Origin of the sequence: Brevundimonas olei (assembly GCF_037055245.1) — a bacterium.
In the GTDB taxonomy this organism is placed as follows: Bacteria; Pseudomonadota; Alphaproteobacteria; order Caulobacterales; family Caulobacteraceae; genus Brevundimonas; species Brevundimonas olei.
This window is the reverse complement of sequence record NZ_CP146369.1, coordinates 2,893,434-2,918,766: the sequence shown is the minus strand read 5'-3', so window position 1 is coordinate 2,918,766 and position 25,333 is coordinate 2,893,434. Positions and strand designations below refer to the sequence as shown.

Genomic DNA, 25,333 nt, shown 5'->3' with positions numbered 1-25,333 from the left:
GAGAAGGGAGGATTACGCCGTGAACGGTCCCAGCATCTCGGCGGGAATGCGGGCGGGGCGCAGGGTCTTGGCGTCGACCAGGCACCATTCGGACAGGCCTTGCGCGTACAGGCGGCCCTCGGCGTCCTCGATGCGGACATAGCGGTTGAAGCGCGGCCCTTGCGGATCGCCGACCCAGGTGCGGGCGACGACGCCGGTCGCGTCGGGCGCGATGGCGCGCAGGTAGTCGATCTCGTGCCTCAGGGCGATCCAGGACCAGCGGGCGCGCGTCTCGTCGTCGAAGCGCGCGTTCCAGTGGGCCGTGCCGACGTCCTGCAGCCAGCCGACGTAGACGACGTTGTTGACGTGGTTGTTCTCGTCGATGTGCTCCGGCCGCACGTCCAGCGGGACGACGAAGACCTCGCGGTCCTCACGCGGTTGCAACTGCGGCCGGGCCATCGGGATCAGGCTTCGCCGAGGGCGACGCCCTTCTCGGCCATCAAGGCGGCCAGTTCGCCCGACTGGAACATCTCGCGCACGATGTCCGAGCCGCCGACGAACTCGCCCTTCACATAGAGCTGGGGGATGGTCGGCCAGTCGGTGAAGGCCTTGATGCCTTCGCGCAGGGCTTCGTCCTGCAGCACGTCGACGCCGACGAAGGGGGCGCCCACGTGGTCCAGGATCTGGACCGTCACCGAAGAGAAGCCGCAGCGCGGCGAATCCGGCGTGCCCTTCATGAAGAGCACCACGTCATGCTCGGCCACCGTCTGGGCGATGAAGGCGTGGACGGGATCGGCGGCGGTTTGTTCGGTCACTGTGTCGGAACCCTTCTGCGAAGCCCGTGAGCTAGGCGCCCAATGGGGCCGGGTCAAGGCCGGGCGGCGTCTCGGCGCCCCCCGATCAGACGGTTTGCGGGCGCGGGGCCAGACGCTCGGCGCGTTCGGCCAGGCTGGAGGCGCCGTGTTCGCGTGCGGTCTGGGCCGCCTCGGCCAGCATCAGGCCGACGGCGCGGGGCGTCTCGCCGGTCCAGCGGGCGCGGGCCAGGGCGATGCGCGCCAGGCCGATCTGCTCGGCCGCCCAGTCCAGCGGCGTGGCCGAGACCGAGGGCCGCACCAGCCGGCGCCGCAGCGACCCCTCGATCTCCAGCAGGGCCGACAGGTCGCCGACGGCGCCCGCGCGCGCGGCTTCCTGGGCCACGCGCTGCTCGTGGGCGAGGGCGCCCAGGATCAGACCGCCGCCCTCGGTCAGGGCCTCGGCCTGGACCAGCACCAGCGGGGGCAGGGTCTCGCGCTCGGCGCGCATCACCTGGATGGCGGCCCAGTCCAGCGGGCTGTGGTCGGGGGTGAACAGCTGGGCGGCGGCGTCGAACAGGGCGTGGGCCTGATCGCGGGCGGCGGCGTCCTCGGCCACGGCGGCCAGGGCGGCCATGCCCGCGCCGCACAGGGCCAGGGCGCGGGCGCGGCTCAAGGGGCGCTGTTCCGGCGAGGCGGCTTCGACCAGGGCGCGCAGGTCGCGGCCCGCCTGATCCAGCAGGCGCGGGTCGCGGGCGATCAGCCCGGCTTCCAGCGTCACCACGGCGCGATCCATGCGCAGCTCGTCCTCGACCGCGCGTCCGGTCTTCAGCCGCGCCAGGGCGGCGTCCAGCAGGGCCGTCGCCTCGGTAAGGTCGGGCAGGCGGCCCGACAGCAGGGCCTGACGCGCGCGCAGCCGGGCGTGCAGGGCGGCCATGGCGGCGGTCGTATCGGTGCGGCGCGCGGTCGGCAGGTCGGCCAGCAGCTCCAGCGCCGCCGTCAGCCGTTCGGGCCCGCCGCGCAGGTCGAAAGCCAGCATCCCGGTTTGGGCCATGTCGAGGGCGGTGCGGATTCCCTGGTCGTCGTTGGCGGCGGCCTTGGCGGCGTCGCGTCCGGCGGCTTCGGCGCGGTCGATGCTGGCGGCGGCGCCGCAGCGACGGGCGTGCTCGCGCCACAGGGCGGCGGCGCGCAGGGCGGCGTCGTAGGGCCGGGCGCAGGAGACGCGGCCCGCGTCGACCGCCTGTTGCCGGGCCTCGACCTCGACCAGACCCGCGCCGATCAGCTCCAGCCAGCCGAGGTCGTCGCTGTCGCGCGCCTTCTCGAACAGCCGTCTCAGATCTCTGCCGAATTCGAACATGGCGCTCCAGTCGTCCCGCTTCGGGATCACGAGGGTGATCCGGGGGTCGTCCAAGCAAACGCAGCGCCGTTCGAAGGGTTCGGCTTAACCATATGACAAGAAAAATAGACGCCCGCTCGGGCGTCGCCTGACCCTAGCCCAGTCGCGGCGCGGCGCGGCGGCACCGTTGCAGGCCGGCGCGGGCTTCGGCGTCGCCGGCTGACAGGCGCCGCACGGACTGCAGCCGGGCGCGCGTCTGGTCGTTCTCGGCCGCCGTGGGATCGCGGCCCGCGATGGTCGCCGCCTGCATGGCCGCCAACGACCAATAGAGGGCGGCGTCGTAAAGCTCTCGGCCATAGCGGCTTTCACCGCCTTCCAGCTCGGATCCGGCCTGGGTCAGGCCGGCGCACCGCACCGCCTCGTCATAGGAGACGAGGCGCGGGGCGGGAGCTTCGGTCCGACCCGGGGCCTGAGACTGAGCCTGAGCCAGCGCCAGGGCGGCGGTGAAGGCGACGAGAAGCATCTGAACTCCACAGGGGGCCGCAAATTCGGCGACCCATCATGATGATGCAGCGGGGCCGATTTGCGTCCTCTTAGAGAACCACGTCCCCGCGAAGGATGAAAGACGTGTTCAGCTAAGCTTCAGGTTGCATCCGGCGCGGCGGGCATGGCGCGCCCCTGGTCCGTCAGCCAGCGCAGGAACAGTCGCCGCCCCTGCGACATCTCGCCTGCGCCCGGAATGGCCGCCACGGCGCCGTCGTCGCGCGCGAAGCCGAAGGGCGCCAGCAGCCGCCCGTCCGCCACGGCCTCGGCCGTCAGCGCCCAGGGCAGGACCGCCGCGCCCCAGCCCGCCAGGGCGCCGTCCAGGGCGAAATGCAGGTGGGCCACGGCCCGCTCGGGCGCATCGGGCGGACGCCGCCCGGTCAGATCGGCCCAGTCCCGCCAGGCGGAAAGGTGTGTCCGCGGGACCAGGCGCGGCGCGGACAGGGCGTCGGAACGGGCGTCTGTTTTGACCAGGGCGGGCGCGATCACCGGCCCGACCGCATTGGAGATGACGGCGACGGCTCCCAGAGCCTCGATCCGGCGCGCGTCCAACAGCCGCAGCAGCAGGTCGGCTCCGCGCCGGCTGACCGCGTGCGGCGCCAGTTCGACCAGATGGACCCGCACCTGGGGGTGCAGGCGGTTGAAGTCGGCCAGGCGCGGGATCAGCCATTTGACCGCCAGGCTGGCGTTGGCGGCGACGTGCAGATCGCGCCCGGTCCCGCGCGCCTCGGCCACGGCGGCGGCGATCTGGTCGAAGGCGACGGTCAGGCCGGGCAGAAGGCCGCGCCCGGCCTCGGTCAGCGTCAGGGCGTGACGCGGCCCCTCGAACAGGCGCAGGCCCAGCTGCGCCTCCAGCGCCTTGACCTGCCGGCTGACGGCGCTGTGGGTCACGTTCAGTTCGGCCGCCGCGCGCGTGGCGCTGCCGGTGCGCGCCATGGCCTCGAAGGCGCGCAGGGCGTTCAGCGACGGCAGGGCGCCGCTGGGGGCGCCGGAGGTTGTGAGGTTTTCGAACATGCAGCGTTCGATAGGTCGCTTTCGCCAGGCGGGCAAATCCGCTGACAGAGCGCGCCATGTCGCACCTCGCCGTTTCTCGCCTGATCATTCCCGTGCTGGGCCTGGGGATGATCGTCTCCTTCGCTTCCAGCTACTACCTGCTCGGGGTGTTGGCCGAGCCTCTGGCGGCGGGCGTGGGGACGACGCCCGGCGTGGTGTTCTCGGCCCTGTCGGGAGCCTTCCTGGTCTCGGCGGCGCTCAGCCCGTTCGGCGGACGCTGGATCGACCGGCGCGGCGGGCGCGAGGTGCTGTCGGCGGCGGCCGTGATCTTCGCCCTGGCCCTGACGCTGCTGGGGCTGGCGCGCGAGCCGGCGGCGATGGTCGCGGGCGTGCTGATGCTGGGCGCGGGCATGGGGGTGGGGCTGTACGGCCCGGCCTACGCCGTCCTGGTGGCCCTGCACGGCGAAGCGGCGAAGAAGCCGATCACCGCCGTCTCCCTGCTGGGCGCCTTCGGCGGCGCGCTGGGCTGGCCGCTGACCCTGGCGATGATCCAGACCCTGGGCTGGCGCGGGGCCTGTTTCGTCTGGGCGGGGGCGCATCTGCTGCTGTGCCTGCCGCTGTATGCGGCGGTGCTGCCGGATGGACGAGCCGGCGCGCGGCCGCCGGCGTCCGGCCGAGTGCGCTGGGACGGGACCATGATCCGCCTGGCCGTCCTGTTCGCGGGGGCCTGGTGGGTGGCGACGGCCATGAGCGCCCATCTGCCGCGTCTGCTGACCCGCTTGGGCCTGACGCCTGCCGAGGCGGCCCTGGCGGCCGGATTGATGGCGAGCGCGGCCATCGCCGTGCGCCTGATCGCCCTGGCGGCGCCGGGGAAGGGTTCGCCCGTCGCGGCGGCGCGGACGGCGACCCTGCTGCATCCGCTCGGCGCCCTGATCGCCTCCGTCGGGGGCAAGGGCGCGGCCGGCGCGGTCGCTCTGGGCCAGGGGGCGGGCAACGGCCTGCTGGCGGTGGCCTCGGGCGTCCTGCCGCTGCATCTGTTCGGGCGCGAGAACTACGGCGCGCGCCAGGCTCTGGTGCTGACGCCCGCGCGTTTCGTCCAGGCGGCGGCGCCGGCGCTTTACGGCATGATGCTGGACCGTTCGGCGAGTCTGGCCCTGCTGGTCTCCAGCGGCGTCTGCCTGGTCATGTTCGCCATGACCTTCGGCCTGAAGCGCGACCCGCCCTAAAACACGGCGGGCAGCAGCGGCTCGGGCGTCGGCTGACGCGGCGCGCTGCGGTCCAGTCCCTGCCAGGCGGCCGCCAGCCGGACCACCGCTAGGTCCAACTCCGTCTCGTCGCGGCTGAAAGGCAGGCGGATGAAGCGGTCGAAGGCGCCGTTGATCCCGAATCGCACGCCCGGCGCGATCCGCACCCCCTGATCGGGCGCGGCGATGGCCAGGCGCACGCCGTCCGGCCGGGGCAGTTCGACCCACAGAGACAGGCCGCCGTCGGGGCGGCGCGTCCGCCATTGCGGCAGATGCTCGGCCAACCGCGCCCGCAGATGGGCCTCGCGACGCGCCAGCAGCCGCCGCCGCGCGTGCAGCGGCGCCGGGTCGCCGGTCAGCAGCATGGCGGCCGCCAACTGCTCCATCACGGGCACGCCCAGATCCAGCGACGGCCTGTGGCGCACCACCGCATCAATGACTTCGACATGGGCGCGCAGCCAGCCGACGCGCAGCCCGCCCCAATAGGGTTTGCTGGTCGAGCCTAGCCGCACGACATGGGGGCCGTGATCGACAGGCGGCGGCGCCGGGCGGTCGAACCATAGTTCGCGCAGGCTGTCGTCCAACACCAGCGTTGCCCCGACGCGGGCGGCCGCGGCGGCGACGGCGGCCTCGTCCTGGGCCGACAGGACATGGCCGGTCGGATTGTGATGCGCGCCGATCATATAGATCAGCCGCGGCCGTACGCGGGCGATGGCGGCCAGCATCCCGTCCATGTCCCAGCCCTGGGGCGTCATGGCGACGGGGCTGAGCGCCAGCCCGGCCTGGATCAGGGCGTCCAGCGCGTGGGGATAGCCGGGGTGCTCGACCACCGCCCGGTCGCCGGGCCGCGTCGCCGCCCGCAGCAGCAGCGCCAGCCCGCCCAGCGCGCCCGCCGTGACCACCACCTGCTGCGCCGTGGTCGCCATGCCCTCGTCGCTGTAGCGGTCGGCGACGAGCCGACGCAGGGCTTCGATCCCGACCGGCTCATAGCCCGGCCCCGGCAGGTAGGCGGGCAAGGCCTCCAGCGCGCGGGCGTAGGCGGCGTGCACCTGTTCGTCGGCGGCCATGGCGGCGGACGCCATGTCGATGACGCCGGGCGCATCGACCCGCTGCATCGGTCCGTTTAGATAGTTCGCGAGCGGCGACGCCGGGCTGGCGGGCAGGGCGGTGAAGCTGCCCGCCCCGGTCCGGCTGACGATGAAGCCGTCGGCCCTCAGCCGATCCAGGGCGGCGCTGACGGTGATGCGGCTGACGCCCAGGGTCGCGGCCAGCCGCCGCTCTCCGGGCAGGCGCGCGTTCAGCGACAGTCGCCCGTCCAGAATGATCAGCCTCAAGGCCTCAGCCAGGCGGCGATACGCCGGCTCGCCGTCCGGCCTGCGCCAGCCGTCCAGCTGACGCGACAGGGAGGCGGCGTTGACCAGGGTGTCGCGCATAAGGCCACCCTCTTTAGATTGGCCCTATAAAGCAAGGCCGATTTTGTGGCTTATGGCGCCCATGTTCATGCGTCGTTTCATTCAGCTTCAGCTGGGCCTGTGCCTGTATGGCGTGGCCGCCGCCCTGATGGTGCGCTCCAACCTCGGGCTGGACCCGTGGAACGTCTTTCATCAGGGCCTGTCCCTGCGGACGGGCATCAGCTTGGGGACCGCCTCGATCATCATGGGCGTCCTGGTTATGCTGGCCTGGATTCCGCTGCGTCAGAAGCCGGGGCTGGGCACGCTGTTCAACATCTTCGTCATCGGCCTGTCGATGGATGCCGCCCTGGCCCTCCTGCCCGAGGTCACGGGCCTGCCGCTGCGGCTGGCCTTCATGACGATGGGCGTGATCCTGACCGCCATGGGCGGGGCCGCCTACATCGGCGCGGGCATGGGCACGGGGCCGCGCGACGGCCTGATGATCGGCCTGAACCAGCGGCTGGGCTGGTCGATCCGCGTGTCGCGTATGCTGATCGAGGTCAGCGTCCTGGCCGGAGGCTGGTTGCTGGGCGGCTCGGTCGGCCTGGGCACGGTGGTCTTCGCCGTGGGCATCGGCCCGCTGATCCAGGTTTTCCTGCCGTGGTTCCAGGCGCTGGGGCGCGAGACCCGCGTGGCGCCCTCGCCCTGAACGCCGAGTCCGAACCTCGCCAGACCACGCCCTGAAGGCATGAAAGGAAGGCGGCCTCTTTCACGCACGAGGTCGTCATGCCCGCACTCACCGACAAGGTCGCCGTCATCACCGGAGCCAGTTCCGGAATCGGCGCCGCCGCCGCCCGACTGTTCGCGCGTGAAGGCGCGGCGGTGGTCGTCACGGCTCGACGCGAGACAGAACTGTCGGTCCTGGTCGCCGCCATTGAGGCTGAGGGCGGCCGCGCTGTCGCCGTCCCCGGCGATATCCGCGACGAGGCTCTGGCCGAGCGGCTGGCAAGCACGGCGGTCGAGCGGTTCGGCGGACTCGACATCGCCCTGAACAATGCGGGAGCGACCGGCGCCAATGAGCCTACGCCCGAGATCGCGCTGGACCGCTGGCGCGACACCCTGGACCTCAACCTGACCGCCGCCTTCCTGGGCGCCAAGCACCAGATTCCGGCCATGCTGGCGCGCGGCGGCGGGTCGCTGATCTTCACCTCGACCTTCGTCGGCCACGCCATCGGCATGCCGGGCATGGCGGCCTATGGCGCGGCCAAGGCGGGGCTGGTCGGCCTGTCGCGGGTCATCGCGGCCGAGTATGGCGCGAAGAGAATCCGCAGCAACTGCCTGCTGCCCGGCGGCACCGACACAGAGGCGGGGCGCGAGTTCGCCCATACGCCCGAGATCATCGCCTTCGTCGAGGGAATGCACGCCCTGAAGCGGATGGCGAGCCCCGAAGAGATCGCCCGTGCGGCCCTGTTCCTGGCCTCCGACGCCTCCAGCTTCATGACCGGCACGGCCATGCTGGTCGACGGCGGGGTGTCGATCAGCAAGACCTGAGGGTCAGCCCCGCTCCTTGGTCTTGGTGAAGGCCACCTTGGGGAAGCGCTCGGAGACATAGCCCGTCTCCCAGGCCGACTTGGCCAGGAAGACCGGGTTCTGGTCGATGTCGGTCGCCATCTGGGGCCGATACTTCCCGGCGAAGTCCTCAAGGTCGGCCTTGGCGCCTGACACCCAACGGGCTTCGGCGTAGGGCGACGGCTCGAAAATGACGTCCAGGCCGTATTCCTCGCCCAGACGATCGGCCATGACCTCGAACTGCAGCTGGCCTACGGCGCCGACGATGAAGTCCGCGCCCAGTTCCGGGCGGAACAGCTGGGTCACGCCTTCCTCGGCCAAACCGATCAGCGCCTTCTGCAGGTGCTTGGCCTTCAGCGGATCCTTGACGCGGACGCGCTGCAGGATTTCCGGCGCGAAATTGGGCAGGCCGGCGAACCGCACCAGACCGCTCTCCGACAGGCTGTCGCCGACGCGCAGCACACCGTGGTTCGGAATGCCGATGACGTCGCCAGCATAGGCCTCTTCGGCCAGTTCTCGGTCCGAGGCGAAGAACATGATGGGGGCGTTCACCGACAGCTGCTTGCCGGTGTTCTGCACCTTCAGCTTCATGCCGCGCTTGAAGCTGCCCGAGGCCATGCGGAACATGGCGATGCGGTCGCGGTGGTTGGGGTCCATGTTCGCCTGCACCTTGAAGACGAAGCCGGTGACTTCGTCCGTACTCGGCTCGACCGTGATGTCTTCGGGCGCGGGAGCATTGCGGGTCTCGGGCGAGGCTTCCTTGCGGGCCTTCTGGCTCTTGGGCGGCGGGGCCCATTCGCCGATGGCCTTCAGCAGTTCCTCGATGCCGAAGTGGCGCAGGGCCGAGCCCCACAGCACAGGCGTCATATGCCCTTCCAGGAAGGCCTGACGGTCGAACGGCTTGTATCCCGCCTCGACCAGTTCCAGCGCATCGACCATGTCGGCCCGTTCCGTCCCCTCGAAGTAGGAGGCGGCCTCCTCGAAGGGCAGGGGGGCGGGGTGTTCGCCGTCGTTGTCGGCGGTCTTGCGCGTATAGGGCTGGAACCGGCCCTGACCGCCGACCTCGGCCAGGCCGCGCAGGCGGTTGCCGCTCTCGGCCGGCCACCAGATGGGCGAGGGGTCCAACTGTAGACGCGATGCGATCTCGTCCAGCAGGGCCATCGGGTCCTGCGCCTCGCGGTCCAGCTTGTTGATGAAGGTGATGATCGGGATGTCCCGAAGACGACACACCTCGAACAGCTTCAGCGTCTGCGGCTCGATGCCCTTGGCGGCGTCCAACACCATGATGGCGCAGTCGGCGGCGGTCAGGGTGCGATAGGTGTCTTCCGAGAAGTCCTCGTGCCCCGGCGTATCCAGCAGGTTGAACATTTTGCCGTCGTGCTCGAACGTCATGACCGAGGCGGTGACCGAAATGCCCCGTTCCTTCTCGATCTTCATCCAGTCCGAGCGGGCGCGGCGGTTCTCCCCGCGCGCCTTGACCGCGCCGGCCGCGCGCACGGCGCCGCCCGCCAGCAGGATATGCTCGGTCAGGGTCGTCTTGCCCGCGTCCGGGTGAGCGATGATGGCGAAGGTCCTGCGGCGCAGGGCCTCCTGGGCGAGAGTCAGTTTGGACATGGAGCTTCCTTCAGGACGCGCGACCTAGCGCGCCACGGCCCGATTGTCGACGTTCACGATGCCGTGAGAGACCCTTCGCGTATGAGGGTTATTCGAGGCATGCTCGTTTTCGGGAGACGGCGGGCCATGAGTCCGCCGCACTAGGGAAGGGAAACATCATGGCTCTGGTCCACCCAGGCAAGTCCGCGCCCGAACAGAACGAGCGCAAGATTCACCCGCTGGTCTGCTTTCTGGCGGGGTTCGCCCTGATCGTCCTGGCGGCGGCGTTGGTGCACACGGTGTTCGGCATCCTGCTCTAGAGCGTTTCTTCGCCTGTATCTTCGACCGTCGCGTCGCTAGCGTCTTCCTGCGGCGCTTCCTCACCGCGAGCCCGAGCCAGTAGAGAACGTACTGCGGCTGTGCTGCCGTGCGGGTGGTTGGCCAGGGGTTCCAGCAGAGTGATCGCCTCGGCGTTGCGGCTCCGAGACAGCAAGGCTTGCGCCAGGGTGAATCGAGCTTCGCCCAACTGCGGCGCCAGGGCGAAGGCCTGCTCCAGAACGGCGATGTCGTTGTCGTTCGGATAGCTGGCGGCGGTACGCCGGTTTCGTGCGGCCAGCATCAGGGTGATGTAATTCAGATCGTCTAGGCGGTGGGCCCGCGCCAGAAAGCCGCGCGCCTCGGCGGTCAGGCGGTCGATCTCGTCTGGATCCTCGACCTCTTCGATGGCCTCCATCCGCGCGCGCGCCAGGTATTGCAGGCCCTCCACATGGTCAGGCTGCAGCGCCAGCAGTCGCTGCAGGGGGGCCTCGGCCGCGGCCGGGTCGCCGAAATGCAGTTCGGCGTGGCCCAGGGCCAGCAGGGCCAGGGGATCGTCGGGATGGCGGGCGGCCATGCGGCGCACCTCGGCCGCAGTGGCGGCGCGCGCGTCCTTGGGCACGCCGATCTTGAGGCGCTGGTTCAGCAGGAGCAGGTCGTCGGCGGATTCCGGCAGGGTGGTGATCGTCATGGGCGCGGTCGGAATGGCCGCCGTCACGATCTGGAAGGAGAGGTTTCCAGTCGCATAGCGCCGCAGAGTGTCGCGCAGCCGGATCATGGACAGGCCGGTAGCCCGCTCCATCGCCTCGACCGAGTCCGCGCCTGCCCCGACATCCAGAAGATAGGCCGCCAGCATCTGCTGCCGTTCGGGGTCGCTCATGAACCAGTGGGTCAGCAGCCAGGCCAGCGGGTAGTAGGTCTCGCTGTTGGCGGCGCGTTGCTGGGGTCTGAGCGAGAGCAGATCCTTCATGTCCATCCACGGCGCGGACATCAGCCAGGAGGCGCGGTTTTCATTGAAGCGGCCGACGGTGAAGCGATCGGCCTTGATCTCGACCGTGGCGTAATATTCCGCGAACCCCTCCACGAACCAGCCGGGATAGGCGTAGGAGAAGTTGTGCATCATGAAGTGATGCGCGTACTCGTGTTTGAGGGTGTCGACGTTTCGATCGCGGATGGCGACGCCGAAGATGTCCTCATCGGTGGCGATGTAGAAACCGGCCAGGGAGTTCCCAGCGCCGTGGCGAACCTTGGCCAGTTCCGCAGAAGACCCCACCAGATAGATGGGTAGCTTGCGGAGGGTCGGAATGTCGCCGGGCAGACCCATGCGGAACCGCAACACGCGGTCGTAGGATTCCAGGTCTTGGACGAAGTTGCGCAGCTGGCGCTCGCCCACATCGCTATAGACGATGAAGCGGTCGCTCTCGGCTTTGCGCCATTCCGCCTGGACGGGCGTGGCCGCCGACAAGACGCCCGCCATGACCGATGATGCGACAATCGACGTTATGTATTTGAAAAACATGCTAGGCCCCCTGGCGACTCGAACGGCGACGCTTAGCAAACGCTATTAGGCGACAGAAGGGGGCGTCGTTCTATGCCGCCATGCGGCCCCAGACCGCCTTGTCGGCGACGGCGGCGTTCAGACGGCCATGGGCGGCGCGGGCGTGAAGCTGGGCGATGATCGGTTCGGGCAAGGCGCAGAAGCGCGGCTCGACCAGTTCGGGCGCGCAACCGGCTTCGGGCGCGGCGAACAGGGCGGCGTTGACGCCCTGCGCCTTGTGCGCGATTAGCCAGGCTAGACGGCGCGCGCGGGCTGGGTCCGTGCGATGCAGTAGCGGGTCTTCGGCGAACAGCTCGCAGCCCATCTCCAGCACATAGTCGCAAGACAGGGTCTCGAAGCGGCGCACGTCATGGCTCGGGGCCGGGCAGGCCTCGTCCAGATCGAAGACGACATCGTTCAAGAGAAACAGCATGGACCACGCCCGCTCGCAGGACCGTTCTGGCCCCCATGCGACGGGTTGTAGGGCGCCTGCGCTTGCGGTCCGGTTCACGAACGCGGTGAACGGGCCGGTTACCATTTTGAGCGGCCCTGACGCGCTTTGCGCTGCTTGAGGGCGGTTTTGGCGGAAAACCCTCTCCCATCGGGAGAGGGTTAGCCTTGCGTCTTCTCGGTCAGGAAGTGGCGGCCCTGCCGGTCCTCGATCTCGACGATCCAGAGGTCGGGGTCATAGCGGCGCTGGCGATCCAGATAGGCGTCCAGTTCGCTCTCGGTCTCGCTGGCGACGGGTTGGATCCACAGGGGCTCGCCGTCCTGGCCGGTCGCCTCGGTCCACAGACGGGCGGTGCGGGTCGCGGTGTCATAGGCCTTGACGATGACGGCCCCGGCGCGGGCGTCGCCCTTCTTCACCACCACGGCGTGGGCGCCCTCTAGCTCGGCGCGGCGGATCAGGGCGCCGACCCAGACGTCAGTGGAGAGAAGCAATTGGTTCACCCTGTTTGGACACGGACCCGGAACCGGCGGCGGCTAGGGTGGGGCCATGAAGATAGCGCCGTCGCCTCGCATAGTCAGCAGAACGCTGGCCGCGATCGTCGCCCTGACCCTCGCGGCAGGGACGGCGACGGCTGCCGGCGACGTCTATTATGAGCGCGCCTTCGTGCGGGCGGCGCAGGACAAGTGCCGCCTGTTCGAGCCGCGTCTGACACAGGCGCTGGAGGCGGCGACCCTGCAGGCGCGCGGAGCGGCCCTGCGCGCCGGGCGCTCGGCGACCGAACTGGCCGCCACGGCCGGGCGAGCCAAGGCGCGGGCCGCAGCCACCCCCTGCAACGACGCCGAGCTGGACCGGGTCAAGACGCGCGTGCGCCACGCCTTCGCCGGCTGGTCGCGCGCGGCGCGGATCAACTTCCCCGGCGACAGGGCCGGCTGGAGCGCCGACCGTTTCGAGAGCGCCCGCGACGGCTGGCGCCTGTTTCAGGACGGGGCGACCGGCGCCTCGCCCGTGCGGTTCGGCCTGACCGGCAGAACGCCCCAGGATGCGCGCCCGGCGGCGGTCGTCTCCTTCGTCGGCAAGCCCCGGCCCTATGCCGCCCGCATCGTCATGCGCGACGCGTCGCGCTCGCCCCGGCCGTGGCTGGCGGGGGACGGCCTGCCGCCCGAGGCCGCGCGCCGCGCCGTTTTCGCCGCCGGTTCCGACATCGCGCCGCGCGATCTGCTGGCGTCCGGCGCGCGGGCGGGCGAGGTCTGGCGCTTTCCCGACAGCGCGGCCGAGGCTCTGGCGGCGCTGGACCCGCGCGAGCCCTTTCTGATCGAGTTCCTGTTCCGCGACGACAGCGTGGCGACCGCCCGTTTCGAGGCGGGCGACTTCGCCGCCGCCCGCGCCTTCCTCGCCATGGGGCCGGTCTAGGCGGCCGTTCAGCTCTGCGGCGTTCGGCCCAGCTTCGCCAGCAGGCGGTCGCGGGCGGTCAGCAGGGGATCGTCGCCGCCGGGCGCGTCGGGACGGACGCCGTCGCCTTCCCAGTTCTTTCCGGTGACGGCGTTGACGGGCCTGGCGTCCGGCACGTTGACGGCGTAGCCGTGAGGCAGGGGCTGCGGCGGTCCCAGCATGTGGGCGGCGCCGCCCGACCGGTCGCCGATCACCTCGGCCCGCCCGGCCGCCTGCAGCGTATAGGCGGTGAACTCGGCCGCCGAGCCTGAGCGGCGATCGATCAGGACGGCGACCGGCGTGTTGGTCCGGACGGCGGGCAGGGCGCGGGGCGGCGCGGCGTGAGGAAGCCGACCCTCGCGTCGTTCGATCCAGCCGAACGCGGCGCCTTCGGGCAGCAGGCTGGCGACCAGTTGATCGGCCGTGCGTCCGTCCCCGCCGCCGTTGCGGCGCAGGTCGATGATGAGGCCGTCGACATCTCCCAACAGGGTCAGGGCGGCGGCCAGGCGCGTCTCGACCAGGTCCCAGGGATAGAAGGCGCTGAGCCGCAGATAGCCGATGTTGCCCTCCAGCACCCGCACCTCGCGCACGCCGCCGCCTGCGGCGCGGGCCTCGTCGCGCCAGGCCTGCAGGGAGGCGGGGGCGGGACCGGTTGACGGTCCTGACGACGGCGGGGGCGTCAGGCGGAAGTGCCCGTCCAGCGTGCGCAGGTCGCGCGTCGCCGCCTCGGCGAAGGCGGCCGGGTTGTCGCAGTGTTCGGCATAGCGTCCCTCCGCCGCCCAGTCGCGGACGCGGCGCGCCACGGCCTGCCCCTCGGCCTGGGTGATGTAGCCGGCTCCTATGCGGTCGGCGGCGGCGTTCAGAACCTCGACCTGCAGGGGACAGGTCGTCAGGGCGACGGCCAGGAAGGGATGGACAAGCGCGGAGAGCATGGGGCCTCGCATGGGTTGATTTATAACAGCCCTTATATATTTATGAGGCTATGTCCGAACGCCCGTCAAGTCTTGGAGCCCTGCTGCGGCGTCTGGCCGACCGTCTCGACGGCGAGGTGGAGGCCGCCTACGCCGCACGCGGGCTGGCGTTCAGGCCGCGCTATACGGTGATCATGCGCGCCCTGATGGAGGCCGAGCGGGGGGCGGAAGAACCGATGGCGCTCAGCATCAAGGCCCTGGCCGAGGCCGCAGGCCTGACCCATTCGGCGCTCAGTCAGACGGCGGCGCAGATGACCCGCGAGGGATGGCTGGTTTCCGGCCGTGCGGCGGACGGACGACAGCGCGCGGTCATGCTGTCGGATCAGGCGCGCGCGGCCTTGCCGGCCCTGACCGATCAATGGCGCGCGACCAGTCGGGCGGCGCGGTCGCTGGATCAGGATCTGGGACTGGAGCTTGAGGCGGTTCTCACGGCGGCGTTGAGGGCGCTGGACGCGCGCGGCTATCGCGACCGTATGGAGGGGATGAGGCGGCCGGGTTGAGATCGGACGTTGTCACCCTCGCTCAGTGCATGATCTAGTGCGCCCATGTTCGATCCCGCCCTGTTCGCCGCCTTCCTGGTCGCCATCACCATTCTGACGATCACGCCGGGGGTGGACACGGCCATGGTGCTGCGCTCGGCGGCGGCCGAGGGCGGGCGTTCGGCCGTCTTCGCCGGGGCGGGCATCCTGCTGGGCTGTCTGATCTGGGGCGCGGCGGTGTCGCTTGGGTTCGGGGCGCTGCTGCGGGTGTCGGAGCTGGCCTATACGGTGGTGAAGTGGGCGGGCGCGGCCTATCTGGTCTGGCTGGGCGCGCAGATGCTGTTCAAGCCGCGCAGGAGCCTGGGCGAGCCGGGCGCCGCATTACCTCCCAGTGGTCCCGTCGCCTTTCGGCGCGGCCTGCTGACCAATCTGCTGAACCCCAAGATCGGCGTCTTCTACGTGACCTTCCTGCCCCAGTTCGTGCCGCAGGGCGCCAATGTGGCGGCCTTCACCTTCTTCCTGGTCGGGGTCCATGTGGCGCTGACCATCGTCTGGTTCGCCGGGTTGATCCTGGCGACGGCCCCGCTGGGCCGGTTCCTGCGTCGCCCGGCCGTGGTGCGGACGATGGACCGGGTGGTGGGCGTCGTCTTCATCGGCTTCGGTCTGAAGCTGGCCGCCTCGCGCGTCTGAGGTTCAGGCGTCCGGCGTCTCGAGCGGCAGACGCACCGTCGCCGCCGTGCCGACGCCCAGAGCGCTGTCCAGCGTCAGCGTCCCGCCGTGCAGCCCGGCCAGGGCGCGCACCAGCGCCAGCCCCAGCCCTGAACCTTGCGCCCGCTGTTCGGCGTCGCCTGCCTGCTCATAGGGACGGCCCAGACGGGCCAGGTCGTCGGCTGAAATGCCGACGCCGGTGTCGGCCACCGTCACTTCCAGCGCATCATCCGCCGCCTGCACCGACACGGTGACCGTCCCGCCCGGCGGGGTGAACTTCACCGCATTGGCCAGCAGGTTCAGCGCCATCTGCTTCAGCGCGCGGCAGTCGGCGCGAACGCTCAGCGCCTCGGGCGGCAGGACGGCGGCCAGTTCGACGCCCTTGTCATCAGCCTGAATGCGGACAAGGGCCAGCGCCGCCAGCACCGGCTCACGCGCGTCGAAGCGTTCCAGCGACAGCTCATAGCGGTCGGCCTCGATGCGGCTGACGTCCAGCACGTCGTTGATCAGGTCCAGCAGGTGGCCGCCCGCTTCGTGGATCGAGGCGGCGTAGTCGGCGTAGCGCGGCGGGACGGGGCCGAACAGCTCCTGCCGCATGGCGTCGGAGAAGCCGACCACGGCGTTCAGCGGGGTGCGCAGCTCATGGCTCATGTGGGCCAGGAAGCGGGTCTTGCCGAGGTTCTGGGCCTCTGCCTCGGCGCGGGCGGCGTCCAGCTCGGCCTCGCGCGCGTGCTGCAGGGTGGCGTCCAGCGCCTGGACGATCAGGCGCGGTCCCTTGTCGAGCCGCCGGGCGACCAGCAGGATGCGCCGGTCCAGCGCCAGGCGCGGGGTGAAGCGGACCTGGGCCTCGGCGCCGCCGCGCGCGCGGGCCAGGGCGGCGATGACGGCGGGACGGTCGGCCTCGTCCACGACGGCCAGCAGCCCATCCTCGAACAGCAGATCGACGGGCAGGGCGGCGGGCGCGGCGCCATAGGCGGACAGGGCGCGATGGCGGCCTTCGGCGTCCAGCGTCAGGGTCAGGCCCGGCTGACCGGACAGGACGGCCTCGACCCGCGCCACGGCGGCCTCGGCGAGGGAAAGGCGGCGCGCCTGGCGACGAAGGCCCAGAACCAGGCCGAGCAGGGCAGCGCCCGCCGTGATCAGGGCCGAGGCGCCGGCCAGGCCGCCGCCGGGCGTCGCGGGTCCGACGGCCAGGGTGGAGACCAGACCGACCAGGGCCGCGCCGACCGAGGCCAGGGCGCCGACGCCCGCGCGGCGACGCCCGCCCAGGGCCAGCCCCGCCGCCAGTGGGGCGAAGACGAAGCCGGCCAGCGGTCCCGCCGCGCCGCCCGCCAGGGCCGCCGCCGTCAGGGCCGCCAGGGCCCACAGCGTCGTCAGCGCCGCTCTCAACGCCGTCGTGTCGCGCGCCAGCAGGGCCAGGCCCGCCACCCCCGGCGCGGCCGTCACCGCCAGGGCCAGCGCCTCGGGCGCGGCCAGGGGGCGCCCCAGCCAGACGGCGCCCAGGGCCGTCAGCCCGACGACCGCCGTCCATCCGGCGTGCCAGGCGGCCACGGCGGCGCCGTCCCCGGCCTCGGCGGCTTCGGGGCGGCGGATGGGATCAAGAAGGGCGGTCCGAGACGTCACGGCCATCCGGGCGCAAGGGTTGAATCAGCCGTATAACCTAGACCGCGCTCCAGACGCTCCCTAGCGCGCTCGCCTGTCGGGGGAGCGCAGAGCCGGTTGTGAGAGGGGCGGTTGTGGCGAGGGCGCGCGCGGCCTATGTCGCGCCCATGACTTCCACCGCCGCTCCCGCCCGCTCCATCGACGACACCCTGGCCGAACTGGTCGAGGAGTTCGACCTGCTGGGCGATTGGGAAGGACGGATCGAATACGTCATCGACCTGGGCAAGGACCTGCCGCCCCTGCCTGAGGAGGCGCGGATCGAGGCGAACAAGGTGCCGGGCTGCGCCGCCCAGGTCTGGCTGTCGACGCGGCGGGAGACCGACCGTCTCTTCTTCGACGCCGACAGCGACAGCGCCCTGTCAAAGGGCAATATCGCCCTGCTGCTGCGGCTCTATTCCGGGCGCCTTCCGGCGGAGATTCTGGGTTTTGACGCCAGGGCGGCGCTGGACCGGCTGGGCCTGCCTTCGGCACTGACCCGGCAACGCGCCAACGGTCTGAACAGCATGGTGGGGCGGATCAGGGAAGCGGCGCTGGCGGCGAGCTGACCGCGCTCGGTGGTCTCGCTTCCGATTGCGCGCGATCGGGCGCATGATGAGACGTCTCATCCTGTGCGGAGCGGTCCGATGTCGGTCCTGATGAAACGCGCGCCCTCCTTCTTCAATCCGATCCGAACGGCCGGCTGGAGCGCGGTCGGGCTGATCCTGCTGACGCCGCTGGCGGCCATGCAGTTCACCTCCGAGGTCGCCTGGGACGCGCAGGACTTCCTGTTCGCCGCCGTCCTGCTGATCGGGGCGGGCCTGCTGCTGGAGCTGTTGCTGTGGAAGGCGCGGACTCCGCTGGTGCGGCTGATGCTGGCCGCAGCGGTGATCCTGTCCGTGCTGCTGATCTGGGCCGAAGCGGCGGTCGGGATCTTCTGAACCCCGACCGCGCTCCGACGCCTCAGGATTGCGGACCCAGGAAAGGGAAGGCCCGGGCGTTGCTGAATTCGGCGGTGGCGTCGCCTGCATGGGTGTGGATCTGGTTCTCGCCCAGCTCCAGCCGCTTGACCGGGGCGCGTTCTGAGAAATCGATCTTCTTCAGGTCCACCCAGAAGGTGTTCGGCGTCAGGGCCGACTCGAAGAAGTACAGCTTGCGCTTGTGATCCACGACCGTCCGCCAGCGGGTCGAGGAGATGTTCGGCTGGTCCGGGGTCGAGATGCCGAACGGCACCGAGACGTTGCGGATCACGCTGAACACGCTGGCCAGGGCCATGTTCTGGTCTTCGAACTTGGGGATGGCGTTGACGTAGAAGGCGGCCCGCGCATAGCGGTCGGCCGCCCGGTTGGTGCCCGGCAGCATGACCGTGCCGCCGATGCCCTGCCAATAGGTGTTCAGCGCCAGCTGCTGGTCGAAGGTCGGCGAGTTGGTCATCACCTGATAGTCGCGGCTGTGGTGGATCACCAGCTTGCCGTCGATGTATTCGAAGATGGCGCTGTCGCCGCCGGAATCCGACAGGGACAGGTGCAGGGTGGTCAGGCGGTCCTGACCCGGCACACTGTCGCTGACCAGGACGAAGGGTTCGTCGCGCAGGGCCTCGACCGCCTCGGCCACGGTGGCGAAATTGTCGAGGGCGTACTGGGCCCAGGCGGCGATGCTGAGCGCGGGCTTGTTCGGGTCGTAGGCCGGATACTCCGACTCCACCAGCCACAGGACGTTGGCGACCAGGCCCATCTCGTTCACGCCGTCGACGGTCGAGATGTCATAGCCGCTGGCGATGACGCTGCCGTATTTGGACGTCCAGGTCAGGGAGTTGGGACCGCCGGACCCGTCCCGCGCCATGCCGCGCGGAAAGATCCAGAGATTGGTCATGATCTCGTCCTTCCAGTCCATCGACCGGGCCGTGATCACGGCGCCGTCGTGGCCGTGGTAGACAAGGCGCGTGCACGCCTCGGCCGCCGGAACGGCCACCATGAAGGCGGCGGCCAGGGCGGCGACGCCCTTCTTCATTCCGTTGCGCATGTCGTCTCCTGAGGTGAGGGGATCGTCGGGGGGATGAGGGGTCAGTAGGTCAGCGACAGGCCCAGGACCGGGCCGTGGCGGGTCACCTTCCAGTCGAAGCGCTGGCCGGTGAAATCGTCCTGCTCATAGTTCTGATGCAGCAGGCGGTAGCCGGCGTTGATCGAGACGGCGCCGCCCGCCAGCGGGGTGCGATAGGAGGCCAGGGCCTGCCAGGCCAGGCTGTGGCGGTCGTCGTCGCCCAGGCCGCCGGCGTCGACCTGGGCGCGCAGGGTCCAGCGCTCGGACACGTCGCCCTCGACCCTCAGGCCCAGCAGCAGGTCGGTCCATTCGGCGCCCTTGTGCACGGCGCCCAGCGGGGTGTTCAGATCGGCCCGCAGCTGGCTCCAGCGGGCGCCGACCAGCGGTTCGACGCGGAAGCTGCGCGCGTCGCCGAAGGCGGTGCGGCCGCCCAGCGGGTCGTCGATCAGGCGGAACAGCATCCCGCCCGAGACGGTGGTCGAGCGGGTCCCCAGTTCGGCCGGGACGCCCATCAGGGACACGCCCTCATGGGTCTTGGCGTACTGATAGTCGACGAAGGCGCCCCAGCGGCCCTTGCGCACCTCGACGTCGCCCATGACCACGCTCTCCAGCTGGTCGAAGGCGTCCGAGGCGGACACGTCCACCGGCGCCTTGTGGCCCGCCAGCGTGACGTTTCCGTCCAGCGAAGTGGCCCAGACATAGGGGCTGACCGTCATACGCCACTGATCCTCGGCGCTGGTCTGGGCGACGGCGGCGCCGGCGAGGGCGGTCGCCGCCAGACCAGGAAGAAGCGAGGCTGGGCGGAAGAACGTCATAAGGAGTCTGCTCACGGCGACCGAGGGGATGGTCTCTGGATAGAACGGCCATGCTTAAGTAATCGTGGATCGGCAATCTGTGATTGTATTTCGCCGATCGTCGCGCGCCGTCACCCGATGCCGTAATGCTCGGCCAGAGCCTGCAATCCCTGTTTCAGCAGGGTCTTGCCCTGTCGGCGGCGTAAGGACAGCGCCTGTTCCGCCAGTTGCAGGGACGTGCCGTGGATGCAGACCTGCTCGACCATGGCGCGCAGACGCGGGCCGCAGGCGCTCAGCGCAGCCTGCACCCGACCCGAGGCGGACAGGGCGCGGTCGCTCGGTTCGATCCGCACGCCCCCGCCGCCCGAACGCGAGGTCGGCAAGGCGTCCCAGCGCATGGTCAGGGAGGGGCCGGCGGCCGCGATCTCGGCCTCGGCGCGCAGGCGTTCGCCCGCCGCGACCTCGGCCGGCGTCAGCCAGGGGCGGCCCGATTGGTCCTTGCGCCGGGCCAGCCACAGGATCGGGCTCTCGCCCAGATTGGCGCGGCGGGTGGTCAGGCGGCCGTCGCCCTCCATCATGGCGCGTTCGCCCTCGATGACGCCGGGTCGGCCGGGCGGAGGAGCGGGGCGGGCATGGTCGTTGGCCGCGCGGGGCAGCCAGCCGCCGCCTTCGCGCAGGCGCAGCCCCGGCCGCTCGATCACGGCGCGGAAGACGGCCTCGTCCAGGGTCAGCACCACCCGGCTGCGCCGGTCGCCGCCGAGGCGCAAGGGATAGGCGCCGTTCGCCTGGTCCAGCCAGGCGCCTGGGCGTTGCAGCAGGCTGCGGGCGCGTTCCAACTGGCGGCTCATCGACGGGCTCCGATCTCGGGCGCCAGATCGACCAGGGGCAGCTCCATCACCGCCCGCAGCGACCCCTCCAGGCCGTCCATCAGGGCGTCGTAGTCGGGCCGGTCGCGCTCGTCCTCGGCCCAGCGGCAGGCGGCGCCGGCCGTCGCCCGGTTCAGGCCGAAGGCGTGGGCCACCCGCTCCAGCGGCCAGCCGAAGGAGACGTGCGCCAGATACATGGCCGACCAGCGCGCGCGACACGCCCTGGGCCGCACCCGCTCGCGCCGCGTCATCTCGGCGACAGGCACGCCCAGGGCCAGACCCGACAGCGACAGGGCCGCGTCCGCCCGGATGCGGTCGCCCTCCGTCACCGGCACGCGATAGGGTTCCATGATCTGCGCTTCCTCCCCGCCATTCCTGTGGATGCCGCCATTATGAGTGCGTCGGGCGGTTGGGTTAGGAATGTTGTCCTATGAAGCGTCAGAAACGGTCGCTTCGACAGGCGGGGCACGGCATTGACGGGGGCGGTTGTGCACGCCCCCTGTGGAAGACGCGTCAGACGTCAACAGGGGAATGAGGGGGCGGCGCCGAATAAATTAACGAATCCTTGACTCGGGACTCTGGACGGCGATTCGCAAATCACCTTAGGCGTTTCATATCGGGATGCGTTAACCCTTCTTAAGGTTTTGGCCCGTTAACGTTGGAACAAGGTTACCCGGCCGCATGCCACGTGCGGCCATCCCAAGCTTTGCCTGGAGGGGCATGAATGCGCGTCCTGTTGATCGAAGACGACCACGCGACGGCTCAAAGCATCGAACTGATGCTGAAGTCGGAAGGGTTTAACGTCTACACCACCGACCTGGGTGAGGAAGGCATCGATCTGGGCAAGATCTATGACTACGATCTCATTCTGCTGGACCTGAACCTGCCGGACATGAGCGGCCTCGAGGTTCTGCGTCAGCTGCGCAACGGCAAGATCAATACGCCGGTGATGATCCTCTCGGGCAGCCATGAGATCGACACCAAGGTCAAGACCTTCGGCGGCGGCGCTGACGACTATCTGACCAAGCCCTTCCACAAGGACGAACTGATCGCGCGCACCCACGCCGTGGTCCGCCGCTCCAAGGGCCACGCCCAGGCCATCATCCACACCGGCGAGATCGCGGTGAACCTGGACGCCAAGACCGTCGAGGTGAACGGCCACCGCGTGCATCTGACCGGCAAGGAATATCAGATGCTGGAGCTGCTCTCCCTGCGCAAGGGCACGACCCTGACCAAGGAGATGTTCCTGAACCACCTGTACGGCGGCATGGACGAGCCGGAGCTGAAGATCATCGACGTCTTCATCTGCAAGCTGCGCAAGAAGCTGGCGACGGCGGCGGGCGGCAAGCACTACATCGAAACCGTCTGGGGCCGCGGCTATGTCCTGCGCGACCCGGCCGAGGGCGCGATCACCGTCGCCGCCTGAAAAGATCCGGCCTGAGCCTCCACTCAGGACGCACGGAATGCAAACGCCCGCCGGGAAACCGGCGGGCGTTTTCCTTTGGCTGAATTCACCTTGTGTGTTGGCGCAGATGCCTGATTTCCGCTCATCCCGGCGTCCGCCGGGATCCAGTGCTTTGGCTTCAGGCTCCGGGCTCCGCTGTCAGGCCTCAGTTTGGCTTACTCACTGGGTCCCGGCGGACGCCGGGATGAGCGGGGATGAAAAGGACAAGGCCCGCATCTGATATGGAGCTGGCATTTTTCTTTGGCTGCTCCGGGGCTTGGACGAGGTGAGGGCAGGGCAGGGGCGCCAAACGATACATCCCCTCACGGATTGTTACGCCTTCGGCCTCGCCTTCGCAGGTGCAGCGCGCTAGTGAAACCCCGCATAAGGCGGGACTCAACCTCGCAAAACCACGGTTCAGGAACTACGAAATGACCAAGTGGGTGTACGGCTTCGGCGGCGGATCCGCTGATGGCGACGCGTCGATGAAGAACCTTCTGGGCGGCAAGGGGGCGAACCTGGCCGAGATGTCGTCCCTCGGCCTACCGGTGCCGCCCGGCTTCACCATCACCACCGAGGTCTGCACCTGGTATTACGCCAACCAGGAAACCTATCCGTCCGACCTGACCGATCAGGTCAAGGCGGCCCTGGCCCACGTCGAGGGCGTGGTGGGCAAGACTTTCGGCGACGCGGCCAATCCCCTGCTGGTGTCGGTGCGCTCGGGCGCCCGCGCCTCCATGCCGGGCATGATGGACACGGTGCTGAACCTGGGCCTGAACGACCAGACGGTCGAGGGTCTGGCCAAGCTGTCGGGCGACCGCCGCTTCGCCTTCGATTCCTACCGCCGCTTCATCACCATGTACTCCAACGTGGTGCTGGGTCTGGGTCACGACTATTTCGAAGAGGTGCTGGACGACCACAAGGATCGTCTGGGCGTCTCGGTCGACACCGAACTGACCGCCGAGAACTGGGAGAAGGTGGTCGCGGACTACAAGGCCCTGGTCGAGCGCGAACTGGGCAAGCCCTTCCCGCAGGATCCTCAGGCCCAGCTGTGGGGCGCCGTCGGCGCCGTGTTCGAAAGCTGGATGAACGACCGGGCGAAATTCTATCGCCGCATGCACGACATCCCTGAAAGCTGGGGCACGGCCGTCAACGTCCAGTCGATGGTGTTCGGCAATATGGGCGAGACCTCGGCTACCGGCGTCGCCTTCACCCGCAACCCCTCGACGGGCGAGAACAAGCTGTACGGCGAGTTCCTGATCAACGCCCAGGGCGAGGACGTGGTGGCGGGCATCCGCACGCCGCAGTCCCTGACCAAGGCGGGCCGCGAGGAGATGGGCGAAACGGCTCCCTCGATGGAAGAGGCTATGCCCGAGGTCTTCGCCCAGTTCGTCGACGTGGTGGGTCGGCTGGAAAGCCACTACCGCGACATGCAGGATATCGAGTTCACGGTCGAGCAGGGCCGTCTGTGGATGCTGCAGACCCGCAACGGCAAGCGCACGGCCAAGTCGGCGCTGAAGATCGCCGTGGACCTGGCCTCCGAGGGCGTCATCTCTCAGGACGAGGCGGTCAGCCGCGTCGAACCGGCCGCGCTGGACCAGTTGCTGCACCCGACGCTGGACCCCAAGGCGGCGCGCACCGTGGTGGCGGCGGGCCTGCCCGCCTCGCCGGGCGCGGCGACCGGCAAGATCGTCTTCGACGCCGATGAGGCCGAACGTCTGGGCCAGCAGGGCGACGCCGTCATCCTGGTCCGCGACGAGACCTCGCCGGAAGACATCCACGGCATGCACGCGGCGCGCGGCATCGTCACGGCGCGCGGCGGCATGACCAGCCACGCGGCGGTGGTGGCGCGCGGCATGGGCCGCCCCTGCGTTTCGGGCGCGGGCGAGATCGCTATCAATGAGAAGGCCGGAACCTTCACCGCGCGCGGCCGCACCTTCAAGGCGGGCGAGGTCATCACCATCGACGGCGGCAAGGGCGAGGTGCTGGACGGCGCCGTGCCCATGATCGAGCCGGAACTGACGGGCGACTTCCAGACCCTGATGGGCTGGGCCGACGGCATCCGCCGCCTGAAGGTTCGCGCCAACGCCGAGACGCCGCTGGACGCCAAGACCGCGCGCGGCTTCGGCGCCGAGGGCATCGGCCTGTCGCGCACCGAGCACATGTTCTTCGACGAGGCCCGCATCGCCGCCGTGCGCGAGATGATCCTGGCCGACGACGAGGCGGGCCGCCGCGTGGCTCTGGCCAAGATCGCCCCGTTCCAGAAGGCCGACTTCGTCGAGCTGTTCACCATCATGAGCGGCCTGCCGGTGACGGTGCGCCTGCTGGACCCGCCGCTGCACGAGTTCATTCCGCACACCGACGCCGACATCGACGCCCTGGCGGCGACGCAAGGCCTGGACGCGGCCAAGCTGAAGCGCCGCGCCCGCGAACTGCATGAGACCAACCCCATGCTGGGCCACCGCGGCTGCCGCCTGGGCGTGGCCTATCCGGAAATCTACGAGATGCAGGTCCGCGCCATCCTCGAGGCGGCGCTGCAGGTGAAGGCGTCGTCGGGCGTCGCCCCGATCCCGGAGATCATGCACCCGCTGGTCGCCCTGGGTCTGGAGATGAAGTATCTGCGCGAGCTGACCGACCGCACGGCCAAGGCCGTCTTCGCGGACGCCGGCGACAGCGTGGACTACCTGGTCGGCACCATGGTCGAACTGCCGCGCGCCGCCCTGCGCGCCGCCGACCTGGCCGAGCACGCCGAGTTCTTCAGCTTCGGCACCAACGACCTGACGCAGACGACCTTCGGCATCAGCCGCGACGATTCCGGCCACTTCCTGCAGGCCTATCTGGACAAGGGCATCTTCGAGAACGACCCCTTCGTCCGTCTGGACCAGAGCGGCGTGGGCGATCTGATCCGCATCGCCGAGGAGCGCGGCCGTGCGGTCAAGCCGGGCATGAAGATGGGCATCTGCGGCGAACATGGCGGCGATCCCGCCTCCATCGCCTTCTGCGAGACGGTCGGCCTCGACTACGTCTCCTGCTCGCCCTACCGCGTGCCGATCGCTCGTCTGGCGGCGGCCCAGGCCGCCCTGAGCGCGCGCTCGGGCGAGGAACGTGAAAAGGACCGCTGAGGCCCCTTCAATCGTCGACAAGAGAAGGGCGACCCGAAAGGGTCGCCTTTTTCATGCCCTGAAATGGTCGCCCTTGACGGAACGCGGTGTGTGCCTTCTCC

General features: G+C 69.9%; 27 protein-coding genes. 11 read left to right on the top strand and 16 right to left on the bottom strand.

Features of this window, described 5'->3' with window-relative positions; all coding sequences use genetic code 11:
• Positions 1-12: 12 nt before the first annotated feature.
• The 5 genes from V8J38_RS14250 to V8J38_RS14230 all read right to left on the bottom strand — a co-directional run bounded on the left by V8J38_RS14250 (position 13) and on the right by V8J38_RS14230 (position 3,663).
• Positions 13-438, bottom strand: a complete 426-nt coding sequence (locus tag V8J38_RS14250; RefSeq protein ID WP_338576567.1) for an acyl-CoA thioesterase — start codon at positions 436-438, stop codon at positions 13-15.
• 5 nt (positions 439-443) lie between these two features.
• Positions 444-794, bottom strand: a complete 351-nt coding sequence (grxD, locus tag V8J38_RS14245; RefSeq protein WP_291777723.1) for a Grx4 family monothiol glutaredoxin — start codon at positions 792-794, stop codon at positions 444-446.
• A gap of 85 nt (positions 795-879) precedes the next feature.
• Positions 880-2,157 (bottom strand): hypothetical protein, encoded by a 1,278-nt coding sequence (locus V8J38_RS14240; protein ID WP_338576563.1) that lies wholly within the window; start codon positions 2,155-2,157, stop codon positions 880-882.
• Between the two features lie 103 nt (positions 2,158-2,260).
• Positions 2,261-2,629 (bottom strand): hypothetical protein, encoded by a 369-nt coding sequence (locus tag V8J38_RS14235; protein ID WP_338576561.1) that lies wholly within the window; start codon positions 2,627-2,629, stop codon positions 2,261-2,263.
• Positions 2,630-2,748: 119 nt separating this feature from the next.
• Positions 2,749-3,663 carry a LysR family transcriptional regulator gene (locus V8J38_RS14230; protein ID WP_338576559.1) on the bottom strand — a complete coding sequence of 305 codons (915 nt, stop codon included), beginning with the start codon at positions 3,661-3,663 and terminating at the stop codon, positions 2,749-2,751.
• A 56-nt stretch (positions 3,664-3,719) separates the two neighbouring features.
• Here V8J38_RS14230 and V8J38_RS14225 point away from each other — a divergent pair, with 56 nt between their 5' ends.
• Positions 3,720-4,868: an MFS transporter gene (locus V8J38_RS14225; RefSeq protein ID WP_338576558.1), complete on the top strand. Its 1,149-nt coding sequence runs from the start codon at positions 3,720-3,722 to the stop codon at positions 4,866-4,868.
• On the opposite strand, the gene V8J38_RS14220 is transcribed toward V8J38_RS14225, so the two are convergent.
• The gene (locus tag V8J38_RS14220) at positions 4,865-6,319 is read right to left on the bottom strand and encodes a PLP-dependent aminotransferase family protein (protein ID WP_338576557.1); all 1,455 of its coding nucleotides are present in this window, start codon (positions 6,317-6,319) and stop codon (positions 4,865-4,867) included. The two genes, V8J38_RS14225 and V8J38_RS14220, sit on opposite strands and share 4 nt — an antisense overlap.
• Before the next feature lie 67 nt (positions 6,320-6,386).
• Between V8J38_RS14220 and V8J38_RS14215 the strand changes: the two genes are divergently transcribed.
• Positions 6,387-6,986: a hypothetical protein gene (locus V8J38_RS14215; protein ID WP_338576556.1), complete on the top strand. Its 600-nt coding sequence runs from the start codon at positions 6,387-6,389 to the stop codon at positions 6,984-6,986.
• A 77-nt stretch (positions 6,987-7,063) separates the two neighbouring features.
• Positions 7,064-7,828, top strand: a complete 765-nt coding sequence (locus tag V8J38_RS14210) for an SDR family oxidoreductase (protein WP_338576554.1) — start codon at positions 7,064-7,066, stop codon at positions 7,826-7,828.
• Positions 7,829-7,831: 3 nt separating this feature from the next.
• On the opposite strand, the gene V8J38_RS14205 is transcribed toward V8J38_RS14210, so the two are convergent.
• Positions 7,832-9,460, bottom strand: a complete 1,629-nt coding sequence (locus V8J38_RS14205; RefSeq protein WP_338576552.1) for a peptide chain release factor 3 — start codon at positions 9,458-9,460, stop codon at positions 7,832-7,834.
• Positions 9,461-9,618: 158 nt separating this feature from the next.
• Between V8J38_RS14205 and V8J38_RS14200 the strand changes: the two genes are divergently transcribed.
• Positions 9,619-9,759 (top strand): hypothetical protein, encoded by a 141-nt coding sequence (locus V8J38_RS14200; protein WP_338576550.1) that lies wholly within the window; start codon positions 9,619-9,621, stop codon positions 9,757-9,759.
• On the opposite strand, the gene V8J38_RS14195 is transcribed toward V8J38_RS14200, so the two are convergent.
• From V8J38_RS14195 to V8J38_RS14185, 3 genes are all read right to left on the bottom strand, one after another.
• On the bottom strand, positions 9,756-11,231 hold the full coding sequence (locus V8J38_RS14195; protein WP_338576549.1) for a tetratricopeptide repeat protein: 1,476 nt from the start codon (positions 11,229-11,231) through the stop codon (positions 9,756-9,758). The two genes, V8J38_RS14200 and V8J38_RS14195, sit on opposite strands and share 4 nt — an antisense overlap.
• A gap of 112 nt (positions 11,232-11,343) precedes the next feature.
• Entirely contained in the window at positions 11,344-11,724 is a 381-nt protein-coding gene (locus tag V8J38_RS14190) for a hypothetical protein (RefSeq protein WP_291777757.1), read from the bottom strand.
• Between the two features lie 179 nt (positions 11,725-11,903).
• Complete coding sequence (locus V8J38_RS14185; RefSeq protein WP_338576547.1) at positions 11,904-12,233, bottom strand: DUF1491 family protein; 330 nt, start codon at positions 12,231-12,233, stop codon at positions 11,904-11,906.
• 55 nt (positions 12,234-12,288) lie between these two features.
• On the opposite strand from V8J38_RS14185, the gene V8J38_RS14180 reads away from it, so the two are divergent.
• The gene (locus tag V8J38_RS14180; RefSeq protein ID WP_338576546.1) at positions 12,289-13,152 is read left to right on the top strand and encodes a hypothetical protein; all 864 of its coding nucleotides are present in this window, start codon (positions 12,289-12,291) and stop codon (positions 13,150-13,152) included.
• Positions 13,153-13,160: 8 nt separating this feature from the next.
• On the opposite strand, the gene V8J38_RS14175 is transcribed toward V8J38_RS14180, so the two are convergent.
• On the bottom strand, positions 13,161-14,102 hold the full coding sequence (locus tag V8J38_RS14175) for a S41 family peptidase (protein ID WP_338576544.1): 942 nt from the start codon (positions 14,100-14,102) through the stop codon (positions 13,161-13,163).
• Between the two features lie 50 nt (positions 14,103-14,152).
• Between V8J38_RS14175 and V8J38_RS14170 the strand changes: the two genes are divergently transcribed.
• Both V8J38_RS14170 and V8J38_RS14165 read left to right on the top strand, forming a co-directional pair.
• Positions 14,153-14,641: a MarR family transcriptional regulator gene (locus V8J38_RS14170; RefSeq protein WP_338576543.1), complete on the top strand. Its 489-nt coding sequence runs from the start codon at positions 14,153-14,155 to the stop codon at positions 14,639-14,641.
• 45 nt (positions 14,642-14,686) lie between these two features.
• Positions 14,687-15,310: a LysE family translocator gene (locus V8J38_RS14165; RefSeq protein ID WP_338576541.1), complete on the top strand. Its 624-nt coding sequence runs from the start codon at positions 14,687-14,689 to the stop codon at positions 15,308-15,310.
• 3 nt (positions 15,311-15,313) lie between these two features.
• Here the strand turns inward: V8J38_RS14165 and V8J38_RS14160 are convergent, their stop codons facing one another.
• Positions 15,314-16,951: a HAMP domain-containing sensor histidine kinase gene (locus tag V8J38_RS14160; protein WP_338576540.1), complete on the bottom strand. Its 1,638-nt coding sequence runs from the start codon at positions 16,949-16,951 to the stop codon at positions 15,314-15,316.
• A gap of 146 nt (positions 16,952-17,097) precedes the next feature.
• On the opposite strand from V8J38_RS14160, the gene V8J38_RS14155 reads away from it, so the two are divergent.
• On the top strand, positions 17,098-17,535 hold the full coding sequence (locus V8J38_RS14155) for a SufE family protein (protein ID WP_338576539.1): 438 nt from the start codon (positions 17,098-17,100) through the stop codon (positions 17,533-17,535).
• Between the two features lie 78 nt (positions 17,536-17,613).
• The gene (locus tag V8J38_RS14150) at positions 17,614-17,907 is read left to right on the top strand and encodes a hypothetical protein (protein WP_338576538.1); all 294 of its coding nucleotides are present in this window, start codon (positions 17,614-17,616) and stop codon (positions 17,905-17,907) included.
• A 22-nt stretch (positions 17,908-17,929) separates the two neighbouring features.
• On the opposite strand, the gene V8J38_RS14145 is transcribed toward V8J38_RS14150, so the two are convergent.
• The 4 genes from V8J38_RS14145 to V8J38_RS14130 all read right to left on the bottom strand — a co-directional run bounded on the left by V8J38_RS14145 (position 17,930) and on the right by V8J38_RS14130 (position 21,016).
• Positions 17,930-18,988 carry a linear amide C-N hydrolase gene (locus V8J38_RS14145; RefSeq protein WP_338576537.1) on the bottom strand — a complete coding sequence of 353 codons (1,059 nt, stop codon included), beginning with the start codon at positions 18,986-18,988 and terminating at the stop codon, positions 17,930-17,932.
• A gap of 41 nt (positions 18,989-19,029) precedes the next feature.
• Entirely contained in the window at positions 19,030-19,821 is a 792-nt protein-coding gene (locus V8J38_RS14140) for a hypothetical protein (protein ID WP_338576535.1), read from the bottom strand.
• 110 nt (positions 19,822-19,931) lie between these two features.
• Entirely contained in the window at positions 19,932-20,648 is a 717-nt protein-coding gene (locus V8J38_RS14135; protein ID WP_338576534.1) for a DUF6456 domain-containing protein, read from the bottom strand.
• On the bottom strand, positions 20,645-21,016 hold the full coding sequence (locus V8J38_RS14130; RefSeq protein WP_125899924.1) for a chromosomal replication initiator DnaA: 372 nt from the start codon (positions 21,014-21,016) through the stop codon (positions 20,645-20,647). Before V8J38_RS14130 ends, V8J38_RS14135 begins: the two co-directional genes overlap by 4 nt.
• Positions 21,017-21,390: 374 nt before the next feature.
• On the opposite strand from V8J38_RS14130, the gene ctrA reads away from it, so the two are divergent.
• Together ctrA and ppdK are read left to right on the top strand one after the other, a co-directional pair.
• The gene (ctrA, locus tag V8J38_RS14125; protein WP_003165857.1) at positions 21,391-22,092 is read left to right on the top strand and encodes a response regulator transcription factor CtrA; all 702 of its coding nucleotides are present in this window, start codon (positions 21,391-21,393) and stop codon (positions 22,090-22,092) included.
• Between the two features lie 449 nt (positions 22,093-22,541).
• The gene (gene ppdK, locus V8J38_RS14120) at positions 22,542-25,232 is read left to right on the top strand and encodes a pyruvate, phosphate dikinase (protein WP_291777805.1); all 2,691 of its coding nucleotides are present in this window, start codon (positions 22,542-22,544) and stop codon (positions 25,230-25,232) included.
• Positions 25,233-25,333: the final 101 nt, after the last annotated feature.